This is a genomic window from Yersinia sp. 2541 StPb PI (assembly GCF_052217145.1).
Taxonomy (GTDB): Bacteria; Pseudomonadota; Gammaproteobacteria; order Enterobacterales; family Enterobacteriaceae; genus Yersinia; species Yersinia enterocolitica_E.
The window spans coordinates 4117430-4141910 of sequence record NZ_JAZGQB010000001.1 but is presented as its reverse complement, the minus strand read 5'-3'; the positions used below and the strand labels follow the sequence as shown (position 1 = coordinate 4141910).

Here is a 24481-nt window from a genome sequence, read left to right as displayed (position 1 = left end):
CGATCTATTCTATAAACCAAAACTTAACCCTCGAGTGAACGGCAAAACGCTATCCCATAAAATGCTCAGCCAGCTCTAAATCCCGCCGGGCAAACTCTCTTACTATCTTCCCGCTCTCCATCAGGGCCGCACGTTCAGACATATGGGCCACCACATCGCTGTCGTGGCTGACCAATAAATACGTCATGCCATGTTCGCGTTTCAAGTGATTGAGCAAATTGAGGATTTCCGCCTGAACCGACATATCTAATGCTGAAGTAGGTTCATCCAACAACAACAGTTTAGGGCGCAGCAGCAAGGCGCGGGCAATAGCAATGCGTTGGCGCTGGCCGCCAGAGAACTGATGAGGGTAACGCTGGGCGGCAGAAGCAGGCAGACCTACTTGCTCTAATGCACTTACAATTCGCTGCTGGATATTCTTTTCACCGTGAATCTGTAATGGCTCACCCAATGTGCGTTGAATATTATGCTGAGGGTGCAGCGAGGCATAGGGGTCTTGAAACACCATCTGCACATCTTTACGCAGTTGGCCGGTGAAACGTTGCCCTGGCCGTAACGGCGTACCCAGCAAGGTTATCTCTCCTTGCCATTCTCGCTGTAGACCGGCCAAAGTACGTAATACTGTAGATTTACCACAACCGGATGCGCCGATCAGGCTGAAGGTTTCACCCGCTTCAACCGCAAAGCTTACTGATTCAACTGCGGTTTTCACCTGATTTCTCTGCGGAAAACTGACCCGGAGATTATTGACTTCAATCAGTGCCATGGGAACCTCCAGAGAAATCAGCGCTGCGATCTAATACTGGCAAGTCAGTGCCATAGGTACCGGCATTCGGACGGCAGGCCCATAACGTATGGGTATAAGGATGAGTTGAATAAGGCAAATCTGCCGCCGCCCCTTGATCGACCAGTTTCCCTTGATACATCACCAGCACGCGATGGCAATGCTCAGCGACCAACGGCAAATCGTGGCTTATTAACAGTAAACTCATATTGCGCTGCTCGGTTTGTTCAACAATCAATTCAAGAATTTGATTACGCAGTTTGGCATCCAAGGCTGATGTTGGTTCGTCGGCAATTAATACTCGTGGGTTATTCACCAACGCTATAGCTAACATTGCCCTCTGGCCCATTCCGCCGGAGAGTTGACCAGGATAGCTGTGGTAAGCACCTTCATTCAGCCCGACGGCGGCCAGTGCATTTAATACTCGTTCATGAGCATCGGCCCCTGAAAGAGCATTATGTAACAGCAGGGATTCTTCAATTTGCTTACCCACGGTTCGCACCGGATTCAGTGCGTAGCGGGGATCTTGCAGCACCATAGCAATTTCACTGCCACGTAACGCCCCCCACTGTTTCGGCTTAAGGGATGTCAAATCGTGTTCGACGATCTTACCGGGATTTCCTTGTTCATCGGTATTGTCAGAGTAATAACTCAGCTTTTTGGCGCTGACTTTGCCCGGTGAGCGAACTAACCCCATCAGAGCTCTGGCAGTAATGGATTTACCGGAACCGGATTCACCGACCAGTGCTACGCGCTCATGGCCGAGCTGGAAGGAGATATTATCCACCACCCGCTGTTGTTTAAAGTCGACACTCAAGCCTTCAACGGCGAAAATTTTATCAGTCATGGTGAGGGTCCAAAATATCGCGTAGGCCATCGCCTAACAGATTAAAAGCCATGCTGCTGAGCAAAATGGCGCAGCCCGGAATCGCGGCGATCCACCATTGATCGAAGATAACCTGCATTCCGTCGGCAACCATTGATCCCCATTCGGACATGGGCGGTCTGGCTCCTAGCCCGAGGAAACCTAACCCGGCAGCGGCCAAAATAATGCCAGCTAAATCCAGCGCCAGACGCACCACCGCCGAGGGGAGACACATGGGTAAAATATGGCCCCACAACAGCCGAAGACCTTTAATTCCCATCATTTCAGCGGCGGCCAGATAATCACTTTTGCGCAATAATTGGATCTCGGCTCTGGCCTGACGGGCATAGGCCGGCCAGGTAGTCAGCGCCAATGCCAATGCACCGTTAATCAAACCGGGGCCGAGCATCGCCACGAAGGCAAAGGCCAGAATCAGCCGTGGCATCGACATCACTACATCAGTGATGCGCATCAAAATGCGTTCGAGCCAGCCACCGTAATAGCCGGACAGCACGCCGACCAGCAACCCCAATGGTAGCGTGATCACGGTAACCAGCAGTACCAGCCCTAAGGTTGGGCGGGTGCCGTAAATCAGGCGCGACAGCATATCGCGGCCATAACTATCAGTACCGAGCCAGTGGTGTGCACCTGGCGGTAATAAACGGTCGGCTGCGTTTTGCCAGTTGGGATCTTGTGGCGCTAACCACGGAGCGAAAATCGCAATGATCACCAGCGAGGAGAGAATAAACAGCCCAATGCTGGTGGAGGGGGAACGCTTTAGCGCGTGGCAGAAGGTTATCATCGACATATCAACGCGTTCTCGGATCCAGCAGGCGGACCAGCAGATCCGTCACATTGTTAATCAAAATAAAGCAGATACCTAGCAGCAGTGTCCCGCCCATAATCGCGGTGGTATCGCCAGCAAATAGTGCGCTGGTCAGGTAACGGCCAATACCCGGCCAGGCAAAAACGGTTTCGGTTAACACCGCGCCTTCCAACATACTGGTATAGGCCAGCGCAATCACGGTCAGTAATGTGCCACGGATATTGGGTAGTACATGCATCAGCAGAATTCGCATTTCGCCCGCGCCTTTCGCTCGCGCCAATGTAATGTACTCTTTATTCAACTCGCTCAGACAGGCTGAGCGGGTCAGGCGGGTGATACTGGCTAGGGCATAATAAGAAAGCAGGGAAACCGGCAAAATTAAATGGGCGATGGCATTACTAAAGGCACCAGCATCATCGGAGCGCCAGGTGTCGATCAGCGCAAACCCCGTCTTCGCTTCCACAGTATATTGATAAATATCGTCAAGGCGGCCGGGGCCCGGGCTCCATTGCAGGCGCGCATAAAACAACAGCAACATCAGCAGGCCAAGCCAAAATATAGGTACCGAGTTACCCAGCAGGGTGATAAAGCGAATCGTGGCATCCAGCTTGCTGCCTGCCCAGCGGGCGCACAACAAGCCGAGGATAACCCCCAGTGCTGCGCCAATCACTAATGACAAGGTGGCCAATTCTAACGAGGCAGGGAAAACTGTCAGCAGATCCTGTAACACCGGTTGGCCGCTGGCACTGGCAGTCCCCAGATCGCCATGCAGCAGCCGCACCAAATAGTGCCAGAACTGTACGGCTAATGGCTGATCCAGCCCAAGTTGGTGTTTAACTTGCTGATAGGTAGCCTCACTGGCGTGGTCCCCCACGATTTGTAATACCCTATCTACCGGCGACAGCGCCGACAGGAAAAAGGTAATTACCAGCAGACCGAATAAGGTCAGGGCCAGGGTAAATAAACCCTGTAAAAACCCCCAAAGACGACGCCGGGATTGGGTTCCCGGCGTATTATTTAGTGCTACAGACATCGACTAGCAACTCACTATTTCACAAATAAATTTATCAATATATCAACCAGCTATGCCCAAGAACTTGGCGTTACAGGTAGGCGGCAAGTGAACGAGTCCCGATGAGCTTACACTGGTAAGTGATTCGGGTAAGTTCACGCAGCTAACAACCCTGCAACTTCAAGTACGCAGGGAATAGGCTATTTGCTGACACGGTCATAATAGACCATATCCGCATTCAGACCTTGCTGGTAGCCTTTTACGTTATCGCGCAGCACAACTTGTGCTTTGGCTTGATCAATAAAGATATAAGGCGAGTTCTGTTGCAGCTCTTGTTGCAACTGGGTATAGAGCGCAGTGCGTTTCGCCGGATCGGCTTCTGCGACGGCGGCCAGTGTTTGTTTATTCAGCTCAGGAATAACCCAACCGTTTAAACCGGCAACAGTGCTGCTCTTGCCGTCGTTATAGGCAAAGGCGCTGGCATTGGAGTGCGCATCAAAGTAATCCGGGATCCACAAGCGGATAGCCGACTGATGTTGTTTAGCGCGGACTCGACCATATACTTGGCTGCCTGCTGCTGGCAGTAACACCAGTTTCACGCCACCTTGGGCAAAGCTTGCCTGTAACGACTGAGCGATAGTGATAAACGGAGGTTTGTTCTCAACATCCAGTGTCAATGTGGCATCTTTAATGCCTGCTTTGGCCAAAATCTCTTTAGCTTTAGCCGGATCAAAGGTGAATGGATTGCTTTCGAGAGCACCTGGTAAACCGACCGGCAGGAAACTTTGATGCACGAAATATTGGCCTTTCAGCAGATCTTTGGTAATTCCTTCATAATCAACCAAATAGCGTGAAGCGAGCCAAAATTCAGGTTTGCTCAATAGTGGGTTAGCAGGATTGGCGGTGTTGAATACCAAATAGTTTTGTTCCGCTGAAGGGATCTCAACCACCTTAACGCCAGCTTGTGTTTTCAGCGCGGCGGTCTGATCTGGTCCCAATTCACGGGCAATATCGGCATCACCCTGCTGAATAAGCAGGCGGCGGGCACTTGGGTCCGGTACGTTTTTGATAATGATATTTTTAATCAGCGGCTTATCACCCGGAGATGTCGGGTTGGCATCCAGCACGATGGCTTGGTGCGGCTGATATACCCGCATTTTGAACGGACCACTACCGGCGGAATGCATTTTCAGCCAGGCATTACCATAGTCGTTTTCTTTAACATTGGCGGTGACGGCTTTCTTATCAACAATTGAGGCGATTGGGGTTGATAAGATATTCAGAGCAACCGCTGGGCTGACATCAGCGCTCCAGCTCAGTTGAACGGTCTTGTTATCAATCTTTTTCAGATGTTGATCGATGTTGCTAGCATCCCAGCCCAGTACGTTAAGGATGAAAGCCGGTGAACGGTTCATTTTTATCGCACGGGTAAAGGAGTAAATCACGTCATCGGCCTGCACTGGATTACCAGAAGCAAATTCAGCCTGCGGACGTAATTTCACGGTAAGGGTTTTGGCTGCGGCATCACCTTGCCAACTTTCAGCAAGGATCGGCACCACTTTTGCCGGATCATCACGATCAGCCTGTACCAGCCGCTGGTAGAGACTTGGAACCGTTTGAATACTCGACAGTTCATTACTTTCAGCCGGATCAAGGCTGACGATATCATCCAGGGATTGTACTACGACCAGAGTATCTGGTGGCGTTGCTGCCAATGCACCGCCAGATAGTGCTGTCAAAACCAATAATGACAGAATTTTAGCTTTCATTGTGACTCCCCGAAATGGGCTACAACCACGAATGTTTTTCGCGTTAATAGCAAGTATAGATAGTTAACATCGCTAGGAAATTATTGTTTTTTCGACTATTTCATCGCAGTTTCTCACGATAATGGCTTTACTGTCTGTGGTCAAAGTCTCAACAGTTATTTGTTATAACAATTAGTGATAAAAAAATATTACAAAAACGTAATGATTATTAATTCGCCCAGCAGCAGCACAATCTTTATTCCAGATTAATAAATGTTAAACACTTCCCACTAAATGAACAGTGAACTGGTTATAATGAAACGTTATTTCATTTTATTTACACGAAAGGGAAAGCCATGATTACCGGAAATATTCATCATTTGGAATTGTTGCCTTATCTGCCTGCACAATTAAAAGAAGCTATTGAGTATGTGAAGAGCCATATCACCGCAGAAACCCCATTGGGTAAGCATGATATTGATGGTAATAATCTATTCGTATTGATCTCCAATGACTGCACGGATTATCTGGAAAATCGCCGTGCGGAATATCACGCTAAGTATCTGGATATTCAGATTGTTTTGGCGGGCGTCGAGGGGATGACGTTCAGTAATCAGCCTGCCGGTAAGCCGGACACTGACTGGTTAGCGGACAAAGACATCGCTTTTTTACCGGCGGGTGTTGATGAGAAGCAGTTTGTCATGCAGACCGGTGATTTTGTGGTGTTCTACCCAGGTGAAGTGCATAAACCACTGTGTGCGGTGGGGGAACCGGCTAATGTGCGTAAAGCTGTTGTGAAGATATCTGTAAAATAAGCTATTTCACTTGTCAGCTTGAACTTCGGGCAGTGCTCGCCGCCGTCACATACTCCGTGTATGCTCCGTTGGCTGCGCGCTGTCCGCACTCAATCTGCCTGCGCCAATAACGCTTATTGATTAGATGTGAAAATAATTAAAAGCCGACACATCAGATGATCGGCCCTGTTATGTTTAGTCTTGACCCAATGTCGCGACCATCACTGCTTTGATGGTATGCAGGCGGTTTTCTGCTTGATCAAATACGATGCTGTGAGCAGATTCAAACACCTCTTCGGTAACCTCCATTCCCCCCGGAAAATCATACTGTTCGGCCATTTGTTTGCCCACGGTAGTTTGGTCATCGTGGAACGCAGGCAGGCAGTGCAGGAATTTGACCTGCGGGTTACCAGTGAGTTTTACCACCTCCATATTGACCTGATAAGGTTTCAGTAAGGCAACACGTTCTTGCCACACCTCTTTCGGCTCACCCATTGACACCCAAACATCGGTGTACAGGAAATCAGCGCCTTTTACCCCTTCGGCAATATCTTCTGTCAGTGTTATTTTTCCGCCCGTTTTCTGTGCCTGCGCCCGACAAGCCGCCACCAGACTGGCCTCTGGCCAACATGCTTTTGGTGCAACCAGGCGTAGATCCATCCCGACCAGCGCCGCCGCCTCCAGCATGGTGTTACCCATGTTGTTACGTGCATCTCCAAGATAGGCAAATTTCATTTCACTCAGCGCCTTACCCGGCAAATGTTCTTGCATGGTCAGCAAATCAGCCAGTAGCTGGGTTGGATGGAATTCATTTGTCAGACCATTCCATACCGGAACGCCGGCAAATTCGGCCAACGTTTCAACGATTTGTTGCCCGTGACCGCGATATTGGATACCGTCATACATGCGGCCTAGCACTCTGGCGGTATCTTTAATTGATTCTTTATGCCCAATTTGGCTCCCACCTGGGCCGAGGTAAGTCACACGAGCACCTTGATCATATGCGGCAACTTCGAAAGAGCATCGAGTACGAGTCGAGTCTTTTTCGAAGATGAGCGCGATATTCTTACCTGCCAGCTTTTGCTGTTCACGGCCTGATTTCTTGGCTTGCTTGAGTTCAGCAGCCAGATCCAGCAGGGCCGTAATCTCGGTGGGGGTAAAATCCAGTAACCTCAGAAAGTGACGTTTATAGAACTGACTCATCTGTTCATCTCCATTTGCCCTTCATACTTGCTGTCTGACTACAACATCAATTATTGGGGGATTAATTGAACTTCAATATGAATTTAAATTCAATTTATACGTATAAATATTCAATTACAACCCTAATCAATAAATCTTTCTCGTTTATAGTGGAGGCATTAGCGTGGGTGTGGGAAAATAGCATCATACAAAGCCCATTGACTGAGGATAAAGGCATGGCAAACCGCGAAATGCTGGACGAACAACGTGACGAGACCCGCCTGATCATCGAAGAACTGCTAGACGATGGCAGTGACCCAGATGCGCTATACACCATTGAACATCACCTTTCCGCTGAGAAGTTCGACGTGTTGGAGAAGGCTGCCGTTGAAGCATTCAAGCTGGGTTATGAAGTGACAGATGCTGAAGAGCTGGAAGTGGAAGATGGCTCATTAGTAATGTGTTGTGACGTGATCAGTGAAGTTGCACTAAATGCTGAAATCATTGATGCACAGGTTGAACAACTGATTGCACTGGCCGAAACCTGTGGCGTTAACTACGATGGTTGGGGCACCTACTACGAAGACCCGAACGCCGAAGATGACGAAGACGGTGATTTCGACGGTGAAGAGTTGGTGGACGAAGACGACGACGGTAAGCGCCACTAAATTACCCTTCGTCCTTGACGCTATAGCGGTGTTAGCTGCACTCACTCACCCGAATCACTGACTTGAGTCAGCTCATCGGGATTTGCTCGTTTGCTGCCTTGCTATAGCGCCAATGACTTTGGGTAATTGCCTTGGTGCTTGATGCTATAGCGGTGTTAGTGGCTCTTACTCACCCGAATCACTGACTTGAGTCAGCTCATCGGGATTTGCTCGTTTGCTGTCTTGCTGTAGTGCCAATGACTTTGAGGAATCCCCTTTGCTCTTGGCGCTATAGCCGCGTTAGCGGCATTTTCCAGCTAATACTATCAGGGCGCTTGATGCGCCCTGAATAATCACAGTTTTTTTAGCATCGTCACTTCGCAGTCCACATGGCCGGTATTGCCCATCGAACAGTCAATATGCTCAAAACCCAGTTTCTCATATAAGCCAATGGCGCTGGTCAGGCTGGCAGTGGTTTCCAGATAGCAGCGACCAAAACCCTGCTGACGAGCAAACGCCAACGCTTGTAACGCTAACTGTTTTGCCAAACCTTTACCGCGTAATATGGGCAGGAAATACATTTTCTGCAATTCACACAGATCGGCTTCGCCACCTGACAACGGTGCTACGCCGCCGCCGCCAGCGATATTACCGTCGACCTCGATCACCCAATAAGCGCTACGTGGCTGACTATATAGCTCAAACAAGTGATCCAGATTAGGATCAGATACGGTATAGCCTTTATCTGCGGTCAAGCCGAATTCAGCCGAAACATCACGGATAACATTGGCGATAGCGAGATTGTCTGCGACGGTGATAGGGCGCACCAGCAGACGGATCGGTGTGGCAGTGGTCATGGCGTATTACTCTATAAACCAATGGGTAATAACATAGTAATAATCTGTAATACCATCTATACCCGTCATACTTCAAGCTGTATGTGCGTTGGTTGCACTCAATAACCCGAATCACTTACTACCAGTAAGCTCATCGGGATGAATGAGGCTCATCCTGCGAGCTAGCATAAATGCTGTTCAAATCGGTTCCCGACCGATTTGTCTCTCGCTTGCCGTCTTCCTACAACTCGGATTATTTATGGTATGACACTGAATGAATGTAATGATAAAAAAAACAGCGGCTAAATAATTAGCTCGCTGTTCTTATCAGGCTGTCGGGACTCGGGTTAATTACAGAGCAGCGATGACTGCCTGCTGTTCAATTAACTTTTGTTTGGCTTCAGCACAGGCCGCCATTCTTTCACGCTCTTTGGCAACTACCGCTTCAGGCGCGCGCGCCACAAAGCCTTCGTTACCCAGTTTGCTTTCGATACGCTCAATCTCGGCTTCCAGTTTTGCGACTTCCTTAGCCAAACGATCCAGCTCAGTAGCTTTATCGATCAAGCCCGCCATTGGAATCAGCACTTCTGCGCCTTCAACCAGTTTGGTCACCGACACCGGGCCTTTATCACCATCAGCGAGCAGAGTGAGAGAGGACAAGCGTGCCAGCGACTGGATGAAACTCTGGTTTTCCAACACACGGCGCTGAGCTTCAGGACTGGCTCCACGCAGTATGACTTCCAGCGGCTTACCTGGCGCGATGTTCATCTCTGCACGGATATTACGCACCGCAATGATGGTTTGCTTGATCCACTCCAAATCACTCAGGGCTTTCTCATCTACCTGGCTGGCATCATATTCTGGGAAAGGTTGTAGCATAATGGTATCTGCTGTAATGCCTTTCAGGGTTTTAACCCGCTGCCAGATAGTTTCAGTGATGTAAGGAATGATTGGATGCGCCAGGCGCAGCAATGCTTCCAGCACCTCAATCAGGGTATGACGGGTACCGCGCAGTTCAGCATCAGAACCACTGTTCATCACCGGCTTGGTCAGCTCCAGATACCAGTCACAGAACTGGTTCCAGGTAAACTCATACAAAATACCCGCCGCTAGATCGAAGCGGTAAGTATCCATTGCTTCACGGTAGGCTTTGATGGTCTGATTGAATTCCGCCAGAATCCAGCGGTCAGCCAGTGATAGCACCATTTCGCCGCCGTTCTGCCCGCAATCTTGTCCTTCAGTATTCATCAGCACGAAACGGCTAGCATTCCACAGCTTATTACAGAAGTTACGATAGCCTTCCAGGCGTTTCATGTCCCAGTTGATATCACGGCCGGTAGAGGCCAGCGCTGCCAGCGTAAAGCGCAGGGCATCAGTGCCGTGCGGTTCAATACCGTTCGGGAACTGTTTCTCGGTGCGCTTGCGGATTTTTTCCGCCAACTGTGGCTGCATCATGTTACCGGTACGTTTTTCCAGCAACTCTTCCAGTGAAATACCGTCAACCATATCCAGTGGGTCGATGACGTTACCTTTCGACTTGGACATTTTCTGCCCTTCGTCATCGCGAATAAGACCGGTCATATAGACGGTCTTAAACGGCACCTGCGGTTTACCATTTTCATCTTTCATAAAGTGCATGGTCATCATGATCATGCGGGCAATCCAGAAGAAAATAATGTCGAAACCACTGACCACAACACTGGTCGGGTGGAAGGTTTTCAAGGCATCGGTTTGCTCAGGCCAGCCCAATGTGGAGAATGTCCACAGACCGGATGAGAACCAGGTATCCAGCACGTCTTCGTCTTGACGCAATGCCACGTCTGCGCCCAGATTGTTTTCGCGGCGCACTTCAGCTTCATCGCGGCCGACGTACACTTTACCTTGCTCGTCATACCAGGCCGGAATACGGTGGCCCCACCACAGTTGGCGAGAGATACACCAATCCTGAATGTCGCGCATCCATGAGTAATACATGTTTTCGTACTGCTTAGGCACGAACTGAATTTCACCGTTTTCTACCGCTTCAATGGCAACTTTAGCCAGCGGTGCCGTGCGTACATACCATTGGTCGGTCAGCATCGGCTCGATAACCACGCCGCCACGGTCGCCATAAGGCACCGTCAGGTCGTGCGGTTTAACCTCTTCCAGCAGGCCAAGTTTATCAAATTCAGCGACGACAGCTTTACGGGCAGCAAAACGTTCCAGACCCTGGAATTGTTCTGGGATTGCACCGCTGCAAGCATCGGTAGCTTCACCGTTAGTATCAAACACTTCAGCTTCAGCACGGATATCACCGTCGAAAGTCAGAATGTTGATCATCGGCAGGGCGTGACGTTTACCTACTTCATAGTCATTAAAATCGTGCGCTGGGGTGATTTTCACGCAACCAGTGCCTTTTTCCATATCGGCATGTTCGTCACCGAGGATCGGAATACGGCGGCCAACTAACGGCAGGTAAACTTCTTTACCGATCAGATCTTTATAGCGCGGATCTTCCGGGTTCACTGCAACACCGGTATCACCCAATACGGTTTCCGGGCGAGTGGTGGCGACCACCAGATAATCTTTACCTTCGGCGGTTTTGGCACCATCGGCTAGCGGATAACGCAGATGCCACATGGAACCTTTGGATTCGCGGTTTTCTACTTCCAGATCAGAAATAGCGGTGCGCAGTTTTGGATCCCAATTCACCAGGCGTTTGCCACGGTAAATCAGATCTTCTTTGTGCAGGCGAACAAACACTTCTTTAACTGCATTAGACAGGCCATCGTCCATGGTGAAACGCTCACGTTCCCAATCCACAGAGTTACCCAGACGGCGCATCTGGCGAGTGATGGTGCCGCCTGACTCGCCTTTCCACTGCCAGATTTTATCGATAAACGCATCGCGGCCATAATCGTGGCGTGTTTTGCCTTCTTCTGCGGCAATCTTACGCTCAACCACCATTTGGGTTGCGATACCGGCATGGTCGGTACCCGCCTGCCAGAGGGTATTTTTCCCCTGCATGCGCTGGTAGCGAATCAAGGTATCCATAATCGTCTGCTGGAAAGCATGGCCCATATGCAGGCTGCCGGTTACGTTTGGCGGCGGGATCATGATGCAATAGCTTTCTTTACTGGTATCGCCGTTCGGTTTGAAATAGCCCTGTTTTTCCCAGTGTTCATACAGCGGCTGTTCGATTTCTTGCGGGCTGTATGTTTTATCGAGGGACGGCTCAGTTTTGTCGATATTAGAAGGTGTGTTTTCCATTTTCTTTTTATTTCAATTAGTTGGCGGCGTTGCCGTAGTCAAGTGGAAGCCGACGCTGCGATAAGACTTATATCGGTCGCGCGCCAACTGTTTCAAATTTTCTTCGTAAGGGACGAAGTCTACCACTTCATGGAAAGCGGTGGCAAAACCTGCGAACTCTGGCAGCAGGCTGATAAGCAGGTCGCGGGGTGAATTACCGCGCCGTTCCGGCCAGGCAAGTTCGACTGGCGCGCCATATTTTGGCCCTTCACCGGCCAGATTGTGTGGCACAAATTGGTCTGGTGCTCGTTGCCACAGGGCTTCATCCAGCCGCTGAGCCTGTTCCTGACTTTCACAGGCGATTAGCACCCGTTTGCCCGCCCGCCAATGGACAGCTGCAACTTCGCAGGCCAACGCCTCATGAGCACGTAGTTCACCGGCGGGCGTGTCGTGTTCGAGCAGGTAGAAGGTGGCGTTTTTCATAGGTTCTCAGCACCCTTCGTCCTTGACGCCGCAGGGGTGTTGGTTGCACTCACTCACCCGAATCACTTACTGATGTAAGCTCATCGGGATGAGTTCGTTTGCCGCCTACCTGCAACCCCAATGAGCTTGGGTGTATATCAAATGGAATACATCAAACGATTAATCGTCGCCGTTTAGTCCTGCACGATTTAGCAGGAACTGAGACAACAACGCGACCGGACGGCCTGTTGCACCTTTGTTCTTGCCTGAACGCCATGCAGTGCCGGCGATATCCAGATGCGCCCAGCTATATTTACGGGTAAAGCGCGACAAGAAGCAGCCTGCGGTAATGGCTCCACCAGCACGGCCGCCAATATTTGCCATATCGGCAAAATTGGAGTCCAGTTGCTCGGCGTATTCATCACCCAGCGGCAAGCGCCATGCACGGTCACCGGCTTGTTCGGACGCCCCAATCAGCTCATGAGCTAATGGATTATGATTCGACATCAAACCGGTAATGTGGTGCCCTAATGCCACCACACACGCGCCGGTCAGTGTAGCGATATCAATCACCAGTTCTGGATCAAAACGCTCAACGTAGGTCAGCGCATCGCACAGTACCAAACGGCCTTCAGCATCGGTATTCAACACTTCGACTGTTTGGCCGGACATGGTGGTTAGAATATCACCAGGGCGATAAGCACGGCCACCCGGCATATTCTCACAACCCGCCAATACACCAATTACGTTCAACGGCAATTGCAGCTCAGCCACCACCCGCATCACGCCATAAACGGTTGCTGCACCGCACATGTCGTATTTCATCTCGTCCATGCCTTCGGCCGGTTTGATGGAAATACCACCAGAGTCGAAGGTCAGCCCCTTGCCTACCAGCACAATTGGCTTAGCGTCAGGGTTCGGATTACCCTTATATTCTATCACCGACATTAATGATTCATTCTGCGAACCATGGCCAACAGCCAGATAAGAGTGCATTCCCAGCTCTTTCATCTGCTGCTCACCAATGACGCGAGTAATGATATTGGTGCTAAACGCATCGGCCAGTTGGCGCGCCTGAGACGCCAGATACGCGGCGTTACAGATGTTGGGTGGCATATTGCCCAAGTCTTTAGCGGCTTTGATACCAGATGCCACAGCCAGACCGTGCTGTATTGCGCGCTCACCGCTGGTCAATTCGCGGCGGGTTGGTACATTGAACACCATTTTACGCAACGGGCGGCGAGGCTCGGTTTTATTACTTTTAAGTTGATCGAAGGTGTAAAGCGTTTCTTTGGCTGTTTCTACCGCCTGACGCACCTTCCAATAAGTATTGCGGCCTTTAACATGCAGTTCAGTCAGGAAGCAGACTGCCTCCATTGAACCGGTGTCATTAAGGGTATTGATGGTCTTCTGGATCACTTGCTTGTACTGGCGTTCATCAAGCTCACGCTCTTTACCACAACCAATTAACAAGATGCGCTCGGAGAGAATATTCGGCACATGGTGCAGTAACAGCGTCTGCCCGACTTTGCCTTCAAGTTCACCACGGCGCAATAAAGCGCTGATGTAGCCATCACTAATTTTGTCGAGTTGTTCGGCAATTGGAGATAGACGACGAGGTTCGAAAACGCCGACTACAATACAGGCACTGCGCTGTTTTTCCGGGCTGCCGCTCTTTACACTGAACTCCATGCACTCTCCTGAATCTTAAAGACAAAGGCGGAAGCTACCGCTAGAATGTAGCGCTCCGCAACGATCTCTCTCCGTTGTGTTAACGACGTGTGTTAACCTTAACGGCATAAGTTGTTTTGTTTTGGCGACTATAAGCATGTTCCTATAGGACACCTAAACGCTAGATGCTGTAATACTATTTTAGCTGTGAAGGTTGCCATATGATGAGAATAAATGGCGGATTAACGATGAAACTATCGATTTTCCTGCAAAAAGACAAGTTTTCACAGGCGTATTAGCGTGATCATCATTAGATATCTGGTACGGGAAACACTTAAGAGCCAAATTGCGATTCTGTTCATCCTGCTATTAATCTTCTTTAGTCAGAAGTTAGTACGGATATTAGGCGCTGCGGTCGATGGTGAAATACCGACAAACCTGGTTTTATCCCTTTTAGGGCTCGGTGTGCCGGAAATGGCACAACTTATCCTGCCATTGAGCTTATTCCTTGGCCTGCTGATGACGTTGGGCAAATTGTACACGGAGAGTGAAATCACCGTGATGCATGCCTGCGGCATGGGCAAAAAATCCCTCATAATGGCTGCATTGATTCTGGCGCTGGTGACTTCTGCTCTGGCGGCGGTTAATACCATCTGGCTTGGTCCGTGGTCTTCTAAACATCAAGATGAAGTATTGAACGACGCCCGCGCTAACCCAAGTTTGGCCGCTTTGGCCGGTGGGCAGTTTAAGTCTTCAACCGATGGCAATTCAGCCTTATTTATCGGTAATGTGACAGGCAAAGAGTTTAACCGTGTATTTTTGGCACAATTGCGGCCAAACGGTAACCAACGCCCCTCTGTGGTTGTAGCAGATAGCGGCCATATGACCGAACGACCAGATGGCTCACAAGTGGTTATTTTAAACAAAGGTACCCGCTATGAAGGCACCGCGTTGTTGCGCGATTTCCGCATCACTGATTTTGTTGATTACCAGGCAATAATCGGCCATCAGGAAGTGCAACAAAACAACAATGTGGCTGAACAGATGACTATGAAACAGCTATGGCGTGCAAATGAACCCGATGCCCGCGCAGAGTTTCATTGGCGTCTGACACTGATTGTATCGGTGATTATCATGGCGTTGTTGGTGGTGCCACTGAGTGTTGTCAATCCACGTCAGGGGCGAGTGCTGAGCATGTTGCCGGCAATGTTGCTGTATTTGATTTTCTTCCTGTTACAAAGCTCCCTGCGTTCTAATGCAGGTAACGGCAAGCTGGACCCACTTGTCTGGATGTGGACCGTAAACGGTGCATATCTAGCGGTTGCGGTGGTATTGAACCTGTGGGATGGCCTGCCGGCTCGTAAGTTACGTGCGCGATTGAGAGGTGCTGCCTGATGTTTGGTGTATTAGACCGTTATATCGGACGGACTATCCTCAATACCATTTTGATGACGTTATTCATGCTGGTATCGCTCTCTGGCATCATCAAGTTTGTCGATCAGCTACGTAAAGTCGGGCAGGGTGACTACTCAGCAGTTTCCGCTGGCATGTACACTCTACTGAGTATCCCTAAGGATATTGAGATCTTTTTCCCGATGGCGGCGCTATTAGGCGCATTGCTGGGTCTTGGGTCATTAGCGACTCGCAGTGAACTGGTGGTGATGCAGGCATCAGGTTTTACCCGCATGCAAATTGCCGCGTCGGTGATGAAAACCGCGATTCCGCTGGTATTGTTGACAATGGCGATCGGCGAGTGGGTTGCGCCTCAAGGTGAGCAGATGGCGCGTAATTTCCGCGCTCAGCAGATGTATGGTGGTTCACTCTTATCAACGCAATCGGGTCTGTGGGCGAAAGACGGTTCTGACTTTATCTATATCCAGCGGGTATCGGGTGACAATGAACTGACCGGGGTTAACATTTATCATTTTGATAAACAAGATCGCCTGCTTTCAGTGCGTTACGCCGCAACAGCCACTTATGACGACAATATTTGGCGTTTATCGCAGGTTGATGAATCTGATCTTACCAATCCTAAGCAAGTGACTGGCTCTCAGACCTTGACTGGCGAGTGGAAGACCAATCTGACCCCAGAGAAACTGGGGGTGGTTGCGATGAATCCCGACTCGCTCTCCATTCGTGGTTTATACGATTACAGTAAGTACCTGCGGCAAAGTGGGCAGGAATCGAGCCGTTACGAGTTGAACATGTGGGGCAAGATATTCGCGCCATTCTCAGTCGCGGTAATGATGCTAATGGCGTTGTCATTTATTTTTGGCCCATTACGTAGTGTACCGATGGGTGTTCGGGTGGTTACCGGTATCTTCTTCGGCTTTGTTTTCTACGTACTGGATCAGATTTTTGGCCCACTTAGTTTGGTTTACAGCATTCCACCGGTCATCGGTGCGCTGTTACCGAGTATACTTTTCCTCCTAATCAGTGTTTATTTGCTGCTAAAACGGCGTTGATGGCGTTTTTTTCGACACTTAGACTAAACTTGGTGGGATAACAGTTGCATGCGGATCATTGCTAGGTATAATTCACCTCGTTCTCCGCATACTACTTCAGTGCCGAAGTGGCGAAATCGGTAGACGCAGTTGACTCAAAATCAACCGCCGCGAGGCATGCCGGTTCGATTCCGGCCTTCGGCACCATTAGTATGAAAATCAAGTCACCGCAAGGTGGCTTTTTTTTTGCCTGAAATTCAGTTCTTGCATAGTCCCTTCGTTTTCCCAATTACGAATTTTACATTATCCGAATGAATTCATACCTAGCAGATTTGCCATCTCTGTCGAACCTAGTTCAAGTTTTTTTCTGAATATTTTGATATATTCTGCTTTATCTAGAATTTCAATTGTCATACATGCCTACTTATCCGGTTTCATCCTCGGTAATGTTGGTACTGTATATCTAAACAGGCAAGATAAATTATGCTAAAAGATTTGGGTGATGTAATACATCAATGCCGTAAGTCATTTGATGCTTTAAAGCACTGTGGTGATATACACATAGACTCCATTTTAGCTTCGCTTCTGAAAAAAGCATTGTTAGAAGTTGAACCGAAATCCACATTTAATATCCAGCCATTTTCAATATTATTGATAAATGAGAATGGACTTCGTACCGATTTACCATCATCGTTACTTTGGTATGGTGCAACTTTCTGGGAGTTAGATGAAGCTTTAAGCGATCATCAACAAGAACTCAAAAAACTGAAAGATTTTTTAAAGAAAAATGGACATGATAATTCCACTATAAAGTCTTTTTTAAATACATTACCTTCTAATGAACTAAAGTACACATCTAGCATTGCTAAAGATGTCGAATTATTTATAGGTACTATGCAACCTAGTGATGCCATATTTTTCCAGAAACTTCTCACAGATCGTGACTGGTGGTTCCAGCCACTTAAAAAAAGTGACCAAACGAATGGTAAGACATTAGAGCGTAGTGATGTTTTTCAATCATCGTTTGATTTAGCAGCCCGAGTGATTGTAGCGAACTCATCACGTTTACTTACTATTGTTAAAGCATTTACCGTATCAACCGAACTAAGAAAATATTTCTCAACATTGAGCAAAGAGCCCGTCAGTTATTTAGATGACTTTAAGACAAATATTTCACTACAATCTACAATGCCAGATAAGTTAGGTAGCAACTATATTTTTTATGGTGCGCCAGGTACCGGCAAGAGCCATGAAATTAATGAACTAACTAAAGGCGCACGAAAAATCGTTACAGTCTTCCATCCAGACACCCAAAATTCAGACTTTATTGGTGCGCTGAAACCAACAATGGTAGATGGAAAGATCACTTATCAATTCAGAGCAGGCCCGTTTACGATCGCGCTACTTGAAGCTCTTTGTAACCGCGAGCAGCATGTCTATTTAGTGATTGAAGAAATTAACCGTGCACCAGCAGCTGCAGTTTTTGGTGAGCTGTTCCAACTCTTAGATCGAGAAAATGGTTCTAGCAAATATGAAATTGATATTGTAGATCCTGATATGTTTGTCTATATAAATACAGAACTATCCAAGGTGGGAATACCTAATATTACAAAATTATCATTCCCCTCGAATCTTTCTTTCTTAGCTACAATGAATAGTAGTGATCAGGCAGTTATGCCTCTTGATACTGCATTTAAGCGTCGCTGGTCATTCCGCTATATGAATATTGACTTTGAAAATACAGCAATCAGTCATCAATACTTCAGTGTGATGACTTCTGATGGATTGTATGACATTACGTGGTGTAATTTTGCCAATAAGGTCATCAACCATCAGCTTAAAGAGATGAGAATTCCAGAAGATCGCCTACTTGGACCTTTTTTCCTCAACCATTTTGAACTTTTAGATAGTAAGTCTTCCTACGAGGCAATCTCTGGAAAACTTTTCGTATACCTATGGGATGATGTTTTACGCCATAAGGGGCGAAATTTTATTTTTGATAAAAATATCAGAACATTTGGTGAATTATATGAGCATTTTATTGGGTGTGAAAAAGTAGTTTTTAGTGAGCCAATAGATGAGTTGATCATCAATAACGGAACAAAAACTGATATTGCAGATGTAAGCACAAAGGAAAGTGGCGAAGATGCATAATCTTCAATTTTTTACTGACCGTTTACCTATTGGCCAATTGCCAGAAGACTTATCTATTAAGATGCGGAAACAGGGGCTTATAGCCCCAGACCATCATAGGATACGCTTCTGTGGTTTATTTTCTTGGTGTGGGGGGACCGCTGTTTTCCTTCCAGTGAATAGCAATACAAAACACCAACCAGAACTCTCTGCATACTATCTTCTTCAAACATTAAATCGTTATTATTCCGATAAATTGATAGGCATACAGGATACTAATGGTGATTCATTGATTGGGGTTAGCTTGCTTTCCTTATCTATCAGTATATATGAAGACTATATAACAAATGGACTGTATGTCAGAAGAAATAAATTTCATTCGATTAACAGAGGAAAAGTGAACTGGTCACGTACGGTATCTCGCCATATTCCATTTCCATCCGAAACTGCTACTGTCTATCTTGATCTTGAATCCTCTCAAATGCGGTATGTTTCAGACTGTGAAACGGCGAGAATTCATGCAGCAGTCATCCGAGATATTACCATAAAACTCGGTGTACTATTGTATGGAGAAGAAATGGTTTCTGATATGAAACTCAAGATACTCCCGATGCCATCAGGTGATACTGAAACTCAACTGGCATATCTAAATAGAGAGTTATCAATGAGTTATTCAGATAGGGACATTACTCTCATTAAATCATTGGAATACTATATCAATGATACTCAAGGTTCTGATGATAGTACGCTCATTATTGGTACCCGCCATTTCCATAACATATGGGAAGCCATGTTACATAAAGCTCTTTTAGGAGAGAAGAGGTTTAACCAAAAGCTACCAGTTCCTTACTACTTACAAGATGGGATATACCATGAAGTAGCAGAAAAAGGACAAAGAACCGATACAATAATAAGTAACAATACTAATCAAAATTTTGCGGTTGTTGATGCCAAATACTACACAGCATCAACACCAAAAGATGCCCCTGGCTGGCCTGATTTGGTTAAACAATTTTTCTACGAAAAGGCGGTGAGATCAGTTGTCGGTGAATATGCTAGTGTTACGACACATTTTGTCTTTCCTGGAAAAAACAAAAAATTGATTTCTGCACATGTTGGAAAAAGGGGGCAGGGGAGAATAGGATTACTGGACAAAAATGCTGGATATCCTGTCATTCATTGTCATTATTACGATCCTGTCGCCCTCATGGAGTCTTATGTCAATCATAAAAGCTTGCCAGAACTCAAGGAGCAGATATTGAATATTTAGTTTAACCGTGGCGATTCAAAGTTAAAAGTGAGCTATATCGTGCTGACATACGCCCCAGCCCACTCTCTGCTTCATCTTCCGAATATAGCAATGTGAAAATAGTTCTATCAAACACTGTACGATATGCAACTTCATTCACCATTATAAGTCTCCACAGTGCATGGAGAGATATAAATGCAGTGAAGCCGACGTCAATCTGAGTTACCCCACATCAACCTGCTTGTGTATATGTAGGTTCGATAATGTTTATACTGCCGAGCTTGAAGCTAAAGCTTATAAGCACACAGATGGCGACGTTATGGTTGAAGGAATGCATAGAGAGGTAGATGAGCCATTAAGAACGTAGCTCTGTACGTGCGGCTTATATCCATAAAGCTGAGCGATCCAATGGGGGCTGATTATTTAGATGCCAACCGGGAACGGATGATTAGGCCGTTTGATTTTGCCAAGAAAAATGACCTGTAAAGATCACCGATGGCGGATAATTCTGATTAGTCAGCTGGTTAGCCATCGACAAAAGGGGCGTTAGCCCCAGTAGTTAATTAAGACGGAACTTATTTACGATCTTTATTCGCTTGTGCTAATACAGAGGCTGCTAGCTGCTTTGTCAATGCACAGGAATTTGGGTTATCAAGTGCAACCGATGCTTTATGTTCCATTTCTCCACTTGTCTGATTTGGTGTTCCTCGTTGTGAGAGAGCAGAACCAGCAAGGCTTTTCTGGATTGCAGAAGCGTTAGGGTCATTTAAAGTCTTCGCAGCAACGGAAGCTACATTGCCAGATGTTTGTTTTGTATTTTTACTCATGGCCTGAATCCTTATAAGAGAAGTATTGATGTAGCATATATGGTATCTTGTTTTTATATAGACACAATATATGGTGTTAATCCTAATATTTAGTGGTTAATTTTTCAATAGTAACTCAGACGGTTTACTGGACTAAATTACAGTTAGTAGAATGTTCAGTATTTTATGTTGAAAATATGACTTAAAATGATGTTATTTGGATTTGTTAACTACTTTATTGAGATGAGCGCACAGACTTAAACGTTTGGAGTCATAATTTAAATCTATGAAATGTGATGCTCTAATTGATCCTGGATTATGCAAAATAATTGAGCTATAAATTAAATGTCAGTAAATTATTCATATCTAATACTGACATAGCGATTAACAGCTTCGACCACCTGGGTTCCCGCTGTAGGTTCTCCAGTCCTTGTCCAATATCGCGTAAATATAACAGCTCCCTGGGCAGGGAGGGAAGGTTATAATACAGAAAATAATACACCATCTATTAATATAAAATAATATGAGCGTGACGCAAAAATCTTCTTAGCCAATATATTGGATATATGAATATAAAAATAGTGTGCGCATTATGTTTATATAAACGTTACTTATAGTGTATTTTGTAGTGAGAGTACGATAATTAAAGTAGGGGTAATTGAATAATAAATGGTGTTAAAAAGAAATAAAGTAAATTAAATTGCATTTAATTCATTATTTAATATGGCTCTGATCTTTATTCTCATGGAAGAGAGATTGTAAATCCGATGGTCGGTCGGCGGTCAACTCTTCCGACTTGCGACAATACAGAAATATTTATGCTGGACTGGTACTGAAACACGGTATTGAGTGCAGACCTACTGTTGAGGATCTCTCGACAAGCTTGAGCTCAAGCTCATAGTGAGTGGTAAATAAAAACGGAACGGCCAGTTTTTGACTAGGTAGACGGTAAATGAGCATATTAAGCAATAAAATTTATGGATTTTGGGGAGGATGAGCGGCCCCCCTTTGGCAAGTTAGCCTTGCTCTACAGGTGGAGCCGTGAGTTATTGATAGGTTTCCCCGATAAAGCCCTGGTGAGGCGAAATCAGTATTTGCAGACAGAGCAGGCCAAACAGATAACATTCACGAGATAAGTTGGTATTTTTTAGCTCTGTCACATTAAATATAAACACTTAACGCCATTGTGGGAACGGGTGAAAACCACTCTTGTAACACTTTAAGAAAAGTGATATTAAAATCAGTTGGAGTTTATTAATTTGATTGCAATTTGAATTATTAATATAGGAAGGTATGTTACGAAAATGAATATTAACGTCACGGATACGCCAAACCCACAAGACGAAGAGTATGTCATTGATAGTCTTTGGGCTCACAATAATAAAACTGAAGCTGTAGACATTCATCCGCTATTCTTAACGGTTACCAACGACAACGGCAAAATTGTAGCAGGATTGGTTGCCAGAACCTGGTGGGGTGGGCTTGAGGTCCAGTATCTTTGGGTCAGTGATGAATATCGTAAAAGTGGCTATGGTCGCCAATTAATGGAAAAAGCAGAAGAAGAAGCCATAAAACGCGGTTGTCATATGGCTTATGTAGATACTTTCGATTTCCAGGCCAGAGGTTTTTATGAAAAGTTAGGCTATCGTGTCTATGGCGATTTAGGTGGATATGCCAAAAAACATACTCGGCACTATCTGGCAAAAGAAATTTAACCGGTTTTAATCGGCGAGGTCGTAATGGATTTGCCCGATAAAAATAATGAAATTTATTTCAAGGGCCTTATTGCCATGATGGAGCACCTCAGTGAGCCATGGGGCATTAAAGATCTCAATTCCCGCCATATCTATATGAACAAGGCAGCCTATCTTTATACCAATACACCATTGAACTTTGAGATAGAGGGGAAGCTGGACGATGAGTTTCCTGCTAACTGGGCTGAATTTTCTCCCGAGTTTATGGAGCATGATAAGAGAACCGAAGAGTCACAAGATCGGGTTACTGTCATAGAAACACATTATTGGTATGGTAAAGATACTCTGACCCCCTTTATCAGTGAAAAGCTGCCTATTTATAATGATAAAAAAGAAGTCATTGGTGTTATGTGGAGTGCCAAACCGCTTAATACTTTATCTCCACTCAAATACATAAACCAACAAAAACCAAGCGTCCTGACCACCGAAATTAATAGTAAGACTTTTACCCGCGCTGAGCTTGACGTTATATTTTTAATGTTGCAAAGACTTTCTGTTAAAGAGATCGCTAAGATATATAACATCAGCACTAAAACAATAGAAAACAGAATATATACTATTTATCAAAAATCTGATGTCCACACGTTGCAACAGTTTGAGGAGTTCTGCAAATTTGCACATTTGGATAATTATATTCCGGATCGACTGGTAGCAAAAGGAATCCAGTTTATCTGAACTACAAGGGTGCACTTTATCGTGATCAAAATTGAAGACTATCCATTAAGCCGCGTGCCACAGGATAAAAGGGTTTCATTTTTAAGCGTTGCCATCGTTCACATGGGTATGCTGACCGCGCTGGATCAATTTATGCTGGGGGCGGTGCTGGGTAACTCCATGACACTGACTGATGCATTCACCGCAATCCTTATTGGCAGCATAATATTTGGTGTGGTGACCTACGGTCTTGGGCTGGCCGGTATGCGTGAAGGGATCTCCGGTAGCCTGTTGGCTCGCTGGTGTGGCTTTGGTCGCTTAGGCTCAGTACTGATCGGGATTGTGGTGGCCGTGAGTTTATTGGGTTGGTTTGGTATACAAAACGCTATTTTTGCCAAATCGCTTGATTTCGCGCTGGGTAATAAACTGGGATTCGGATTCGCGGCAGCTTTATCGGGTAGCCTGCTGACTATCTTGGTGGCATTTGGTTTTAAGGCATTGCGCATCGCCGCACGTATTGCGGTTCCGATGTTTATTTTGCTGGTGGCTTATATCTCTATTAGTACGCTGTCCGGGCATAATTTGCATGAAATTATGCAGTTGATACCACCGGGTGATCCTCTGTCTATCAGCGCAGGTATCACTATCGTTGTCGGGGGCGCTATCGTGGCAAGCTTGATGACCCCTGACCTAACGCGTTATTCCAAAAATGGGAAGCATGTGTTGGGTGTGACGATTTTCACTATTGTGGCCGGGGAGTTCGTGGTCAATGGCTTGGCTATCTTGATTGCTAAAACGCTCGGAACGGCTGATGTGGTGACTATTATGTCTCAGGCCGCGGGTGGTGCAGGCTTGCTGGTGGTGGTGTTCTCAACATTAAGAGTTAATGACCTTAATCTGTACTCTTCGTCCCTCGGTATTGTCAATGCGGTCGAGGGGCTGACCGGGAAAAAACTGAAATACACCTTAACCACGTTAGTTATCGGCGTGCTGGGTACGACACTTTCCGTGTTAGGGATTTTGGATCGGTTTGTGGATTTCCTTACGGTGCTAGGCGTGGTATTCCCGCCGATTATCGGCATCATGCTGGTGGACTATTTTGTGTTGCGCTCTCATCGCAATATTCTGGATAAGAGTCGACTGGAAGGGAAACTCCCTGACGAAACCCAAACACCAGTTATCGGTTGGGTTGCCATTATTGCCAGTATTGTCGGCAGTGTTATCGGATTGGTGACTGAGTGGGGGATTCCAACCATTAACTCGCTGGTTGCCGCCAGCTTGATATATTGGCTATTCAAAGTGGCAGTCAGTCGTAATCAAAAAAGTATTGAATCAGAAAAAGCGATTTAACGGTATTCTGAATACTCCTCGCAGTGCGGGGAGTAT

Annotated in this window: 20 protein-coding genes and 1 tRNA gene; 10 read left to right on the top strand and 11 right to left on the bottom strand. The window is 46.6% G+C overall.

Annotated features, from left to right (window positions below):
- Window positions 1-49 precede the first annotated feature (49 nt).
- From V1953_RS18545 to V1953_RS18525, 5 genes are all read right to left on the bottom strand, one after another.
- On the bottom strand, window positions 50-766 hold the full coding sequence (locus V1953_RS18545; protein ID WP_083160838.1) for an ABC transporter ATP-binding protein: 717 nt from the start codon (window positions 764-766) through the stop codon (window positions 50-52).
- Window positions 753-1631 carry an ABC transporter ATP-binding protein gene (locus tag V1953_RS18540; RefSeq protein ID WP_372557868.1) on the bottom strand — a complete coding sequence of 293 codons (879 nt, stop codon included), beginning with the start codon at window positions 1629-1631 and terminating at the stop codon, window positions 753-755. The genes V1953_RS18545 and V1953_RS18540 overlap by 14 nt, the downstream gene beginning before the upstream one ends.
- Window positions 1624-2457, bottom strand: coding sequence for an ABC transporter permease (locus V1953_RS18535; RefSeq protein WP_005186584.1), 834 nt, complete (start codon window positions 2455-2457; stop codon window positions 1624-1626). Before V1953_RS18535 ends, V1953_RS18540 begins: the two co-directional genes overlap by 8 nt.
- Window position 2458: 1 nt before the next feature.
- On the bottom strand, window positions 2459-3508 hold the full coding sequence (locus tag V1953_RS18530; RefSeq protein WP_083160834.1) for an ABC transporter permease: 1050 nt from the start codon (window positions 3506-3508) through the stop codon (window positions 2459-2461).
- Window positions 3509-3687: 179 nt separating this feature from the next.
- A complete protein-coding gene (locus V1953_RS18525; protein WP_083160832.1) occupies window positions 3688-5256 on the bottom strand; it encodes an ABC transporter substrate-binding protein in 1569 nt (522 codons plus the stop codon).
- Between the two features lie 335 nt (window positions 5257-5591).
- On the opposite strand from V1953_RS18525, the gene V1953_RS18520 reads away from it, so the two are divergent.
- The gene (locus tag V1953_RS18520; RefSeq protein ID WP_083160830.1) at window positions 5592-6050 is read left to right on the top strand and encodes a YhcH/YjgK/YiaL family protein; all 459 of its coding nucleotides are present in this window, start codon (window positions 5592-5594) and stop codon (window positions 6048-6050) included.
- A 174-nt stretch (window positions 6051-6224) separates the two neighbouring features.
- On the opposite strand, the gene argF is transcribed toward V1953_RS18520, so the two are convergent.
- A complete protein-coding gene (gene argF / locus V1953_RS18515; protein ID WP_442851192.1) occupies window positions 6225-7232 on the bottom strand; it encodes an ornithine carbamoyltransferase in 1008 nt (335 codons plus the stop codon).
- Between the two features lie 215 nt (window positions 7233-7447).
- On the opposite strand from argF, the gene rraB reads away from it, so the two are divergent.
- On the top strand, window positions 7448-7879 hold the full coding sequence (rraB, locus tag V1953_RS18510) for a ribonuclease E inhibitor RraB (protein ID WP_083160826.1): 432 nt from the start codon (window positions 7448-7450) through the stop codon (window positions 7877-7879).
- A 332-nt stretch (window positions 7880-8211) separates the two neighbouring features.
- Here rraB and V1953_RS18505 read toward each other — a convergent pair whose 3' ends face one another.
- The 4 genes from V1953_RS18505 to pepA form a co-directional block, all read right to left on the bottom strand.
- Window positions 8212-8715, bottom strand: coding sequence for a GNAT family N-acetyltransferase (locus V1953_RS18505; RefSeq protein ID WP_005186590.1), 504 nt, complete (start codon window positions 8713-8715; stop codon window positions 8212-8214).
- Between the two features lie 330 nt (window positions 8716-9045).
- Window positions 9046-11943 carry a valine--tRNA ligase gene (locus V1953_RS18500; RefSeq protein WP_420072966.1) on the bottom strand — a complete coding sequence of 966 codons (2898 nt, stop codon included), beginning with the start codon at window positions 11941-11943 and terminating at the stop codon, window positions 9046-9048.
- A gap of 12 nt (window positions 11944-11955) precedes the next feature.
- Window positions 11956-12405, bottom strand: a complete 450-nt coding sequence (locus V1953_RS18495) for a DNA polymerase III subunit chi (RefSeq protein ID WP_004704882.1) — start codon at window positions 12403-12405, stop codon at window positions 11956-11958.
- Window positions 12406-12564: 159 nt separating this feature from the next.
- On the bottom strand, window positions 12565-14076 hold the full coding sequence (pepA, locus tag V1953_RS18490) for a leucyl aminopeptidase (RefSeq protein ID WP_005186600.1): 1512 nt from the start codon (window positions 14074-14076) through the stop codon (window positions 12565-12567).
- Between the two features lie 279 nt (window positions 14077-14355).
- On the opposite strand from pepA, the gene lptF reads away from it, so the two are divergent.
- The 5 genes from lptF to V1953_RS18465 all read left to right on the top strand — a co-directional run bounded on the left by lptF (window position 14356) and on the right by V1953_RS18465 (window position 19902).
- The gene (lptF, locus tag V1953_RS18485; RefSeq protein ID WP_083160822.1) at window positions 14356-15450 is read left to right on the top strand and encodes an LPS export ABC transporter permease LptF; all 1095 of its coding nucleotides are present in this window, start codon (window positions 14356-14358) and stop codon (window positions 15448-15450) included.
- A complete protein-coding gene (gene lptG / locus V1953_RS18480) occupies window positions 15450-16520 on the top strand; it encodes an LPS export ABC transporter permease LptG (protein ID WP_083160821.1) in 1071 nt (356 codons plus the stop codon). Before lptF ends, lptG begins: the two co-directional genes overlap by 1 nt.
- 101 nt (window positions 16521-16621) lie before the next feature.
- A tRNA-Leu gene (locus V1953_RS18475) sits at window positions 16622-16706 on the top strand.
- A gap of 276 nt (window positions 16707-16982) precedes the next feature.
- Window positions 16983-18653: an AAA family ATPase gene (locus tag V1953_RS18470; protein ID WP_442821301.1), complete on the top strand. Its 1671-nt coding sequence runs from the start codon at window positions 16983-16985 to the stop codon at window positions 18651-18653.
- A complete protein-coding gene (locus V1953_RS18465; RefSeq protein ID WP_442821300.1) occupies window positions 18646-19902 on the top strand; it encodes an LlaJI family restriction endonuclease in 1257 nt (418 codons plus the stop codon). Before V1953_RS18470 ends, V1953_RS18465 begins: the two co-directional genes overlap by 8 nt.
- Window positions 19903-20456: 554 nt before the next feature.
- Here the strand turns inward: V1953_RS18465 and V1953_RS18460 are convergent.
- The gene (locus V1953_RS18460) at window positions 20457-20708 is read right to left on the bottom strand and encodes a hypothetical protein (RefSeq protein WP_372557899.1); all 252 of its coding nucleotides are present in this window, start codon (window positions 20706-20708) and stop codon (window positions 20457-20459) included.
- Window positions 20709-21991: 1283 nt separating this feature from the next.
- On the opposite strand from V1953_RS18460, the gene V1953_RS18455 reads away from it, so the two are divergent.
- Genes V1953_RS18455 through V1953_RS18445 form a run of 3 tightly spaced genes read left to right on the top strand, consistent with a single transcriptional unit; the run spans window position 21992 to window position 24445 of the window.
- Complete coding sequence (locus tag V1953_RS18455) at window positions 21992-22402, top strand: GNAT family N-acetyltransferase (protein ID WP_083160793.1); 411 nt, start codon at window positions 21992-21994, stop codon at window positions 22400-22402.
- Between the two features lie 24 nt (window positions 22403-22426).
- Window positions 22427-23116 carry a helix-turn-helix transcriptional regulator gene (locus V1953_RS18450; protein ID WP_083160791.1) on the top strand — a complete coding sequence of 230 codons (690 nt, stop codon included), beginning with the start codon at window positions 22427-22429 and terminating at the stop codon, window positions 23114-23116.
- 21 nt (window positions 23117-23137) lie between these two features.
- On the top strand, window positions 23138-24445 hold the full coding sequence (locus tag V1953_RS18445) for a cytosine permease (protein WP_372568624.1): 1308 nt from the start codon (window positions 23138-23140) through the stop codon (window positions 24443-24445).
- The last annotated feature ends 36 nt before the right edge of the window (window positions 24446-24481 follow it).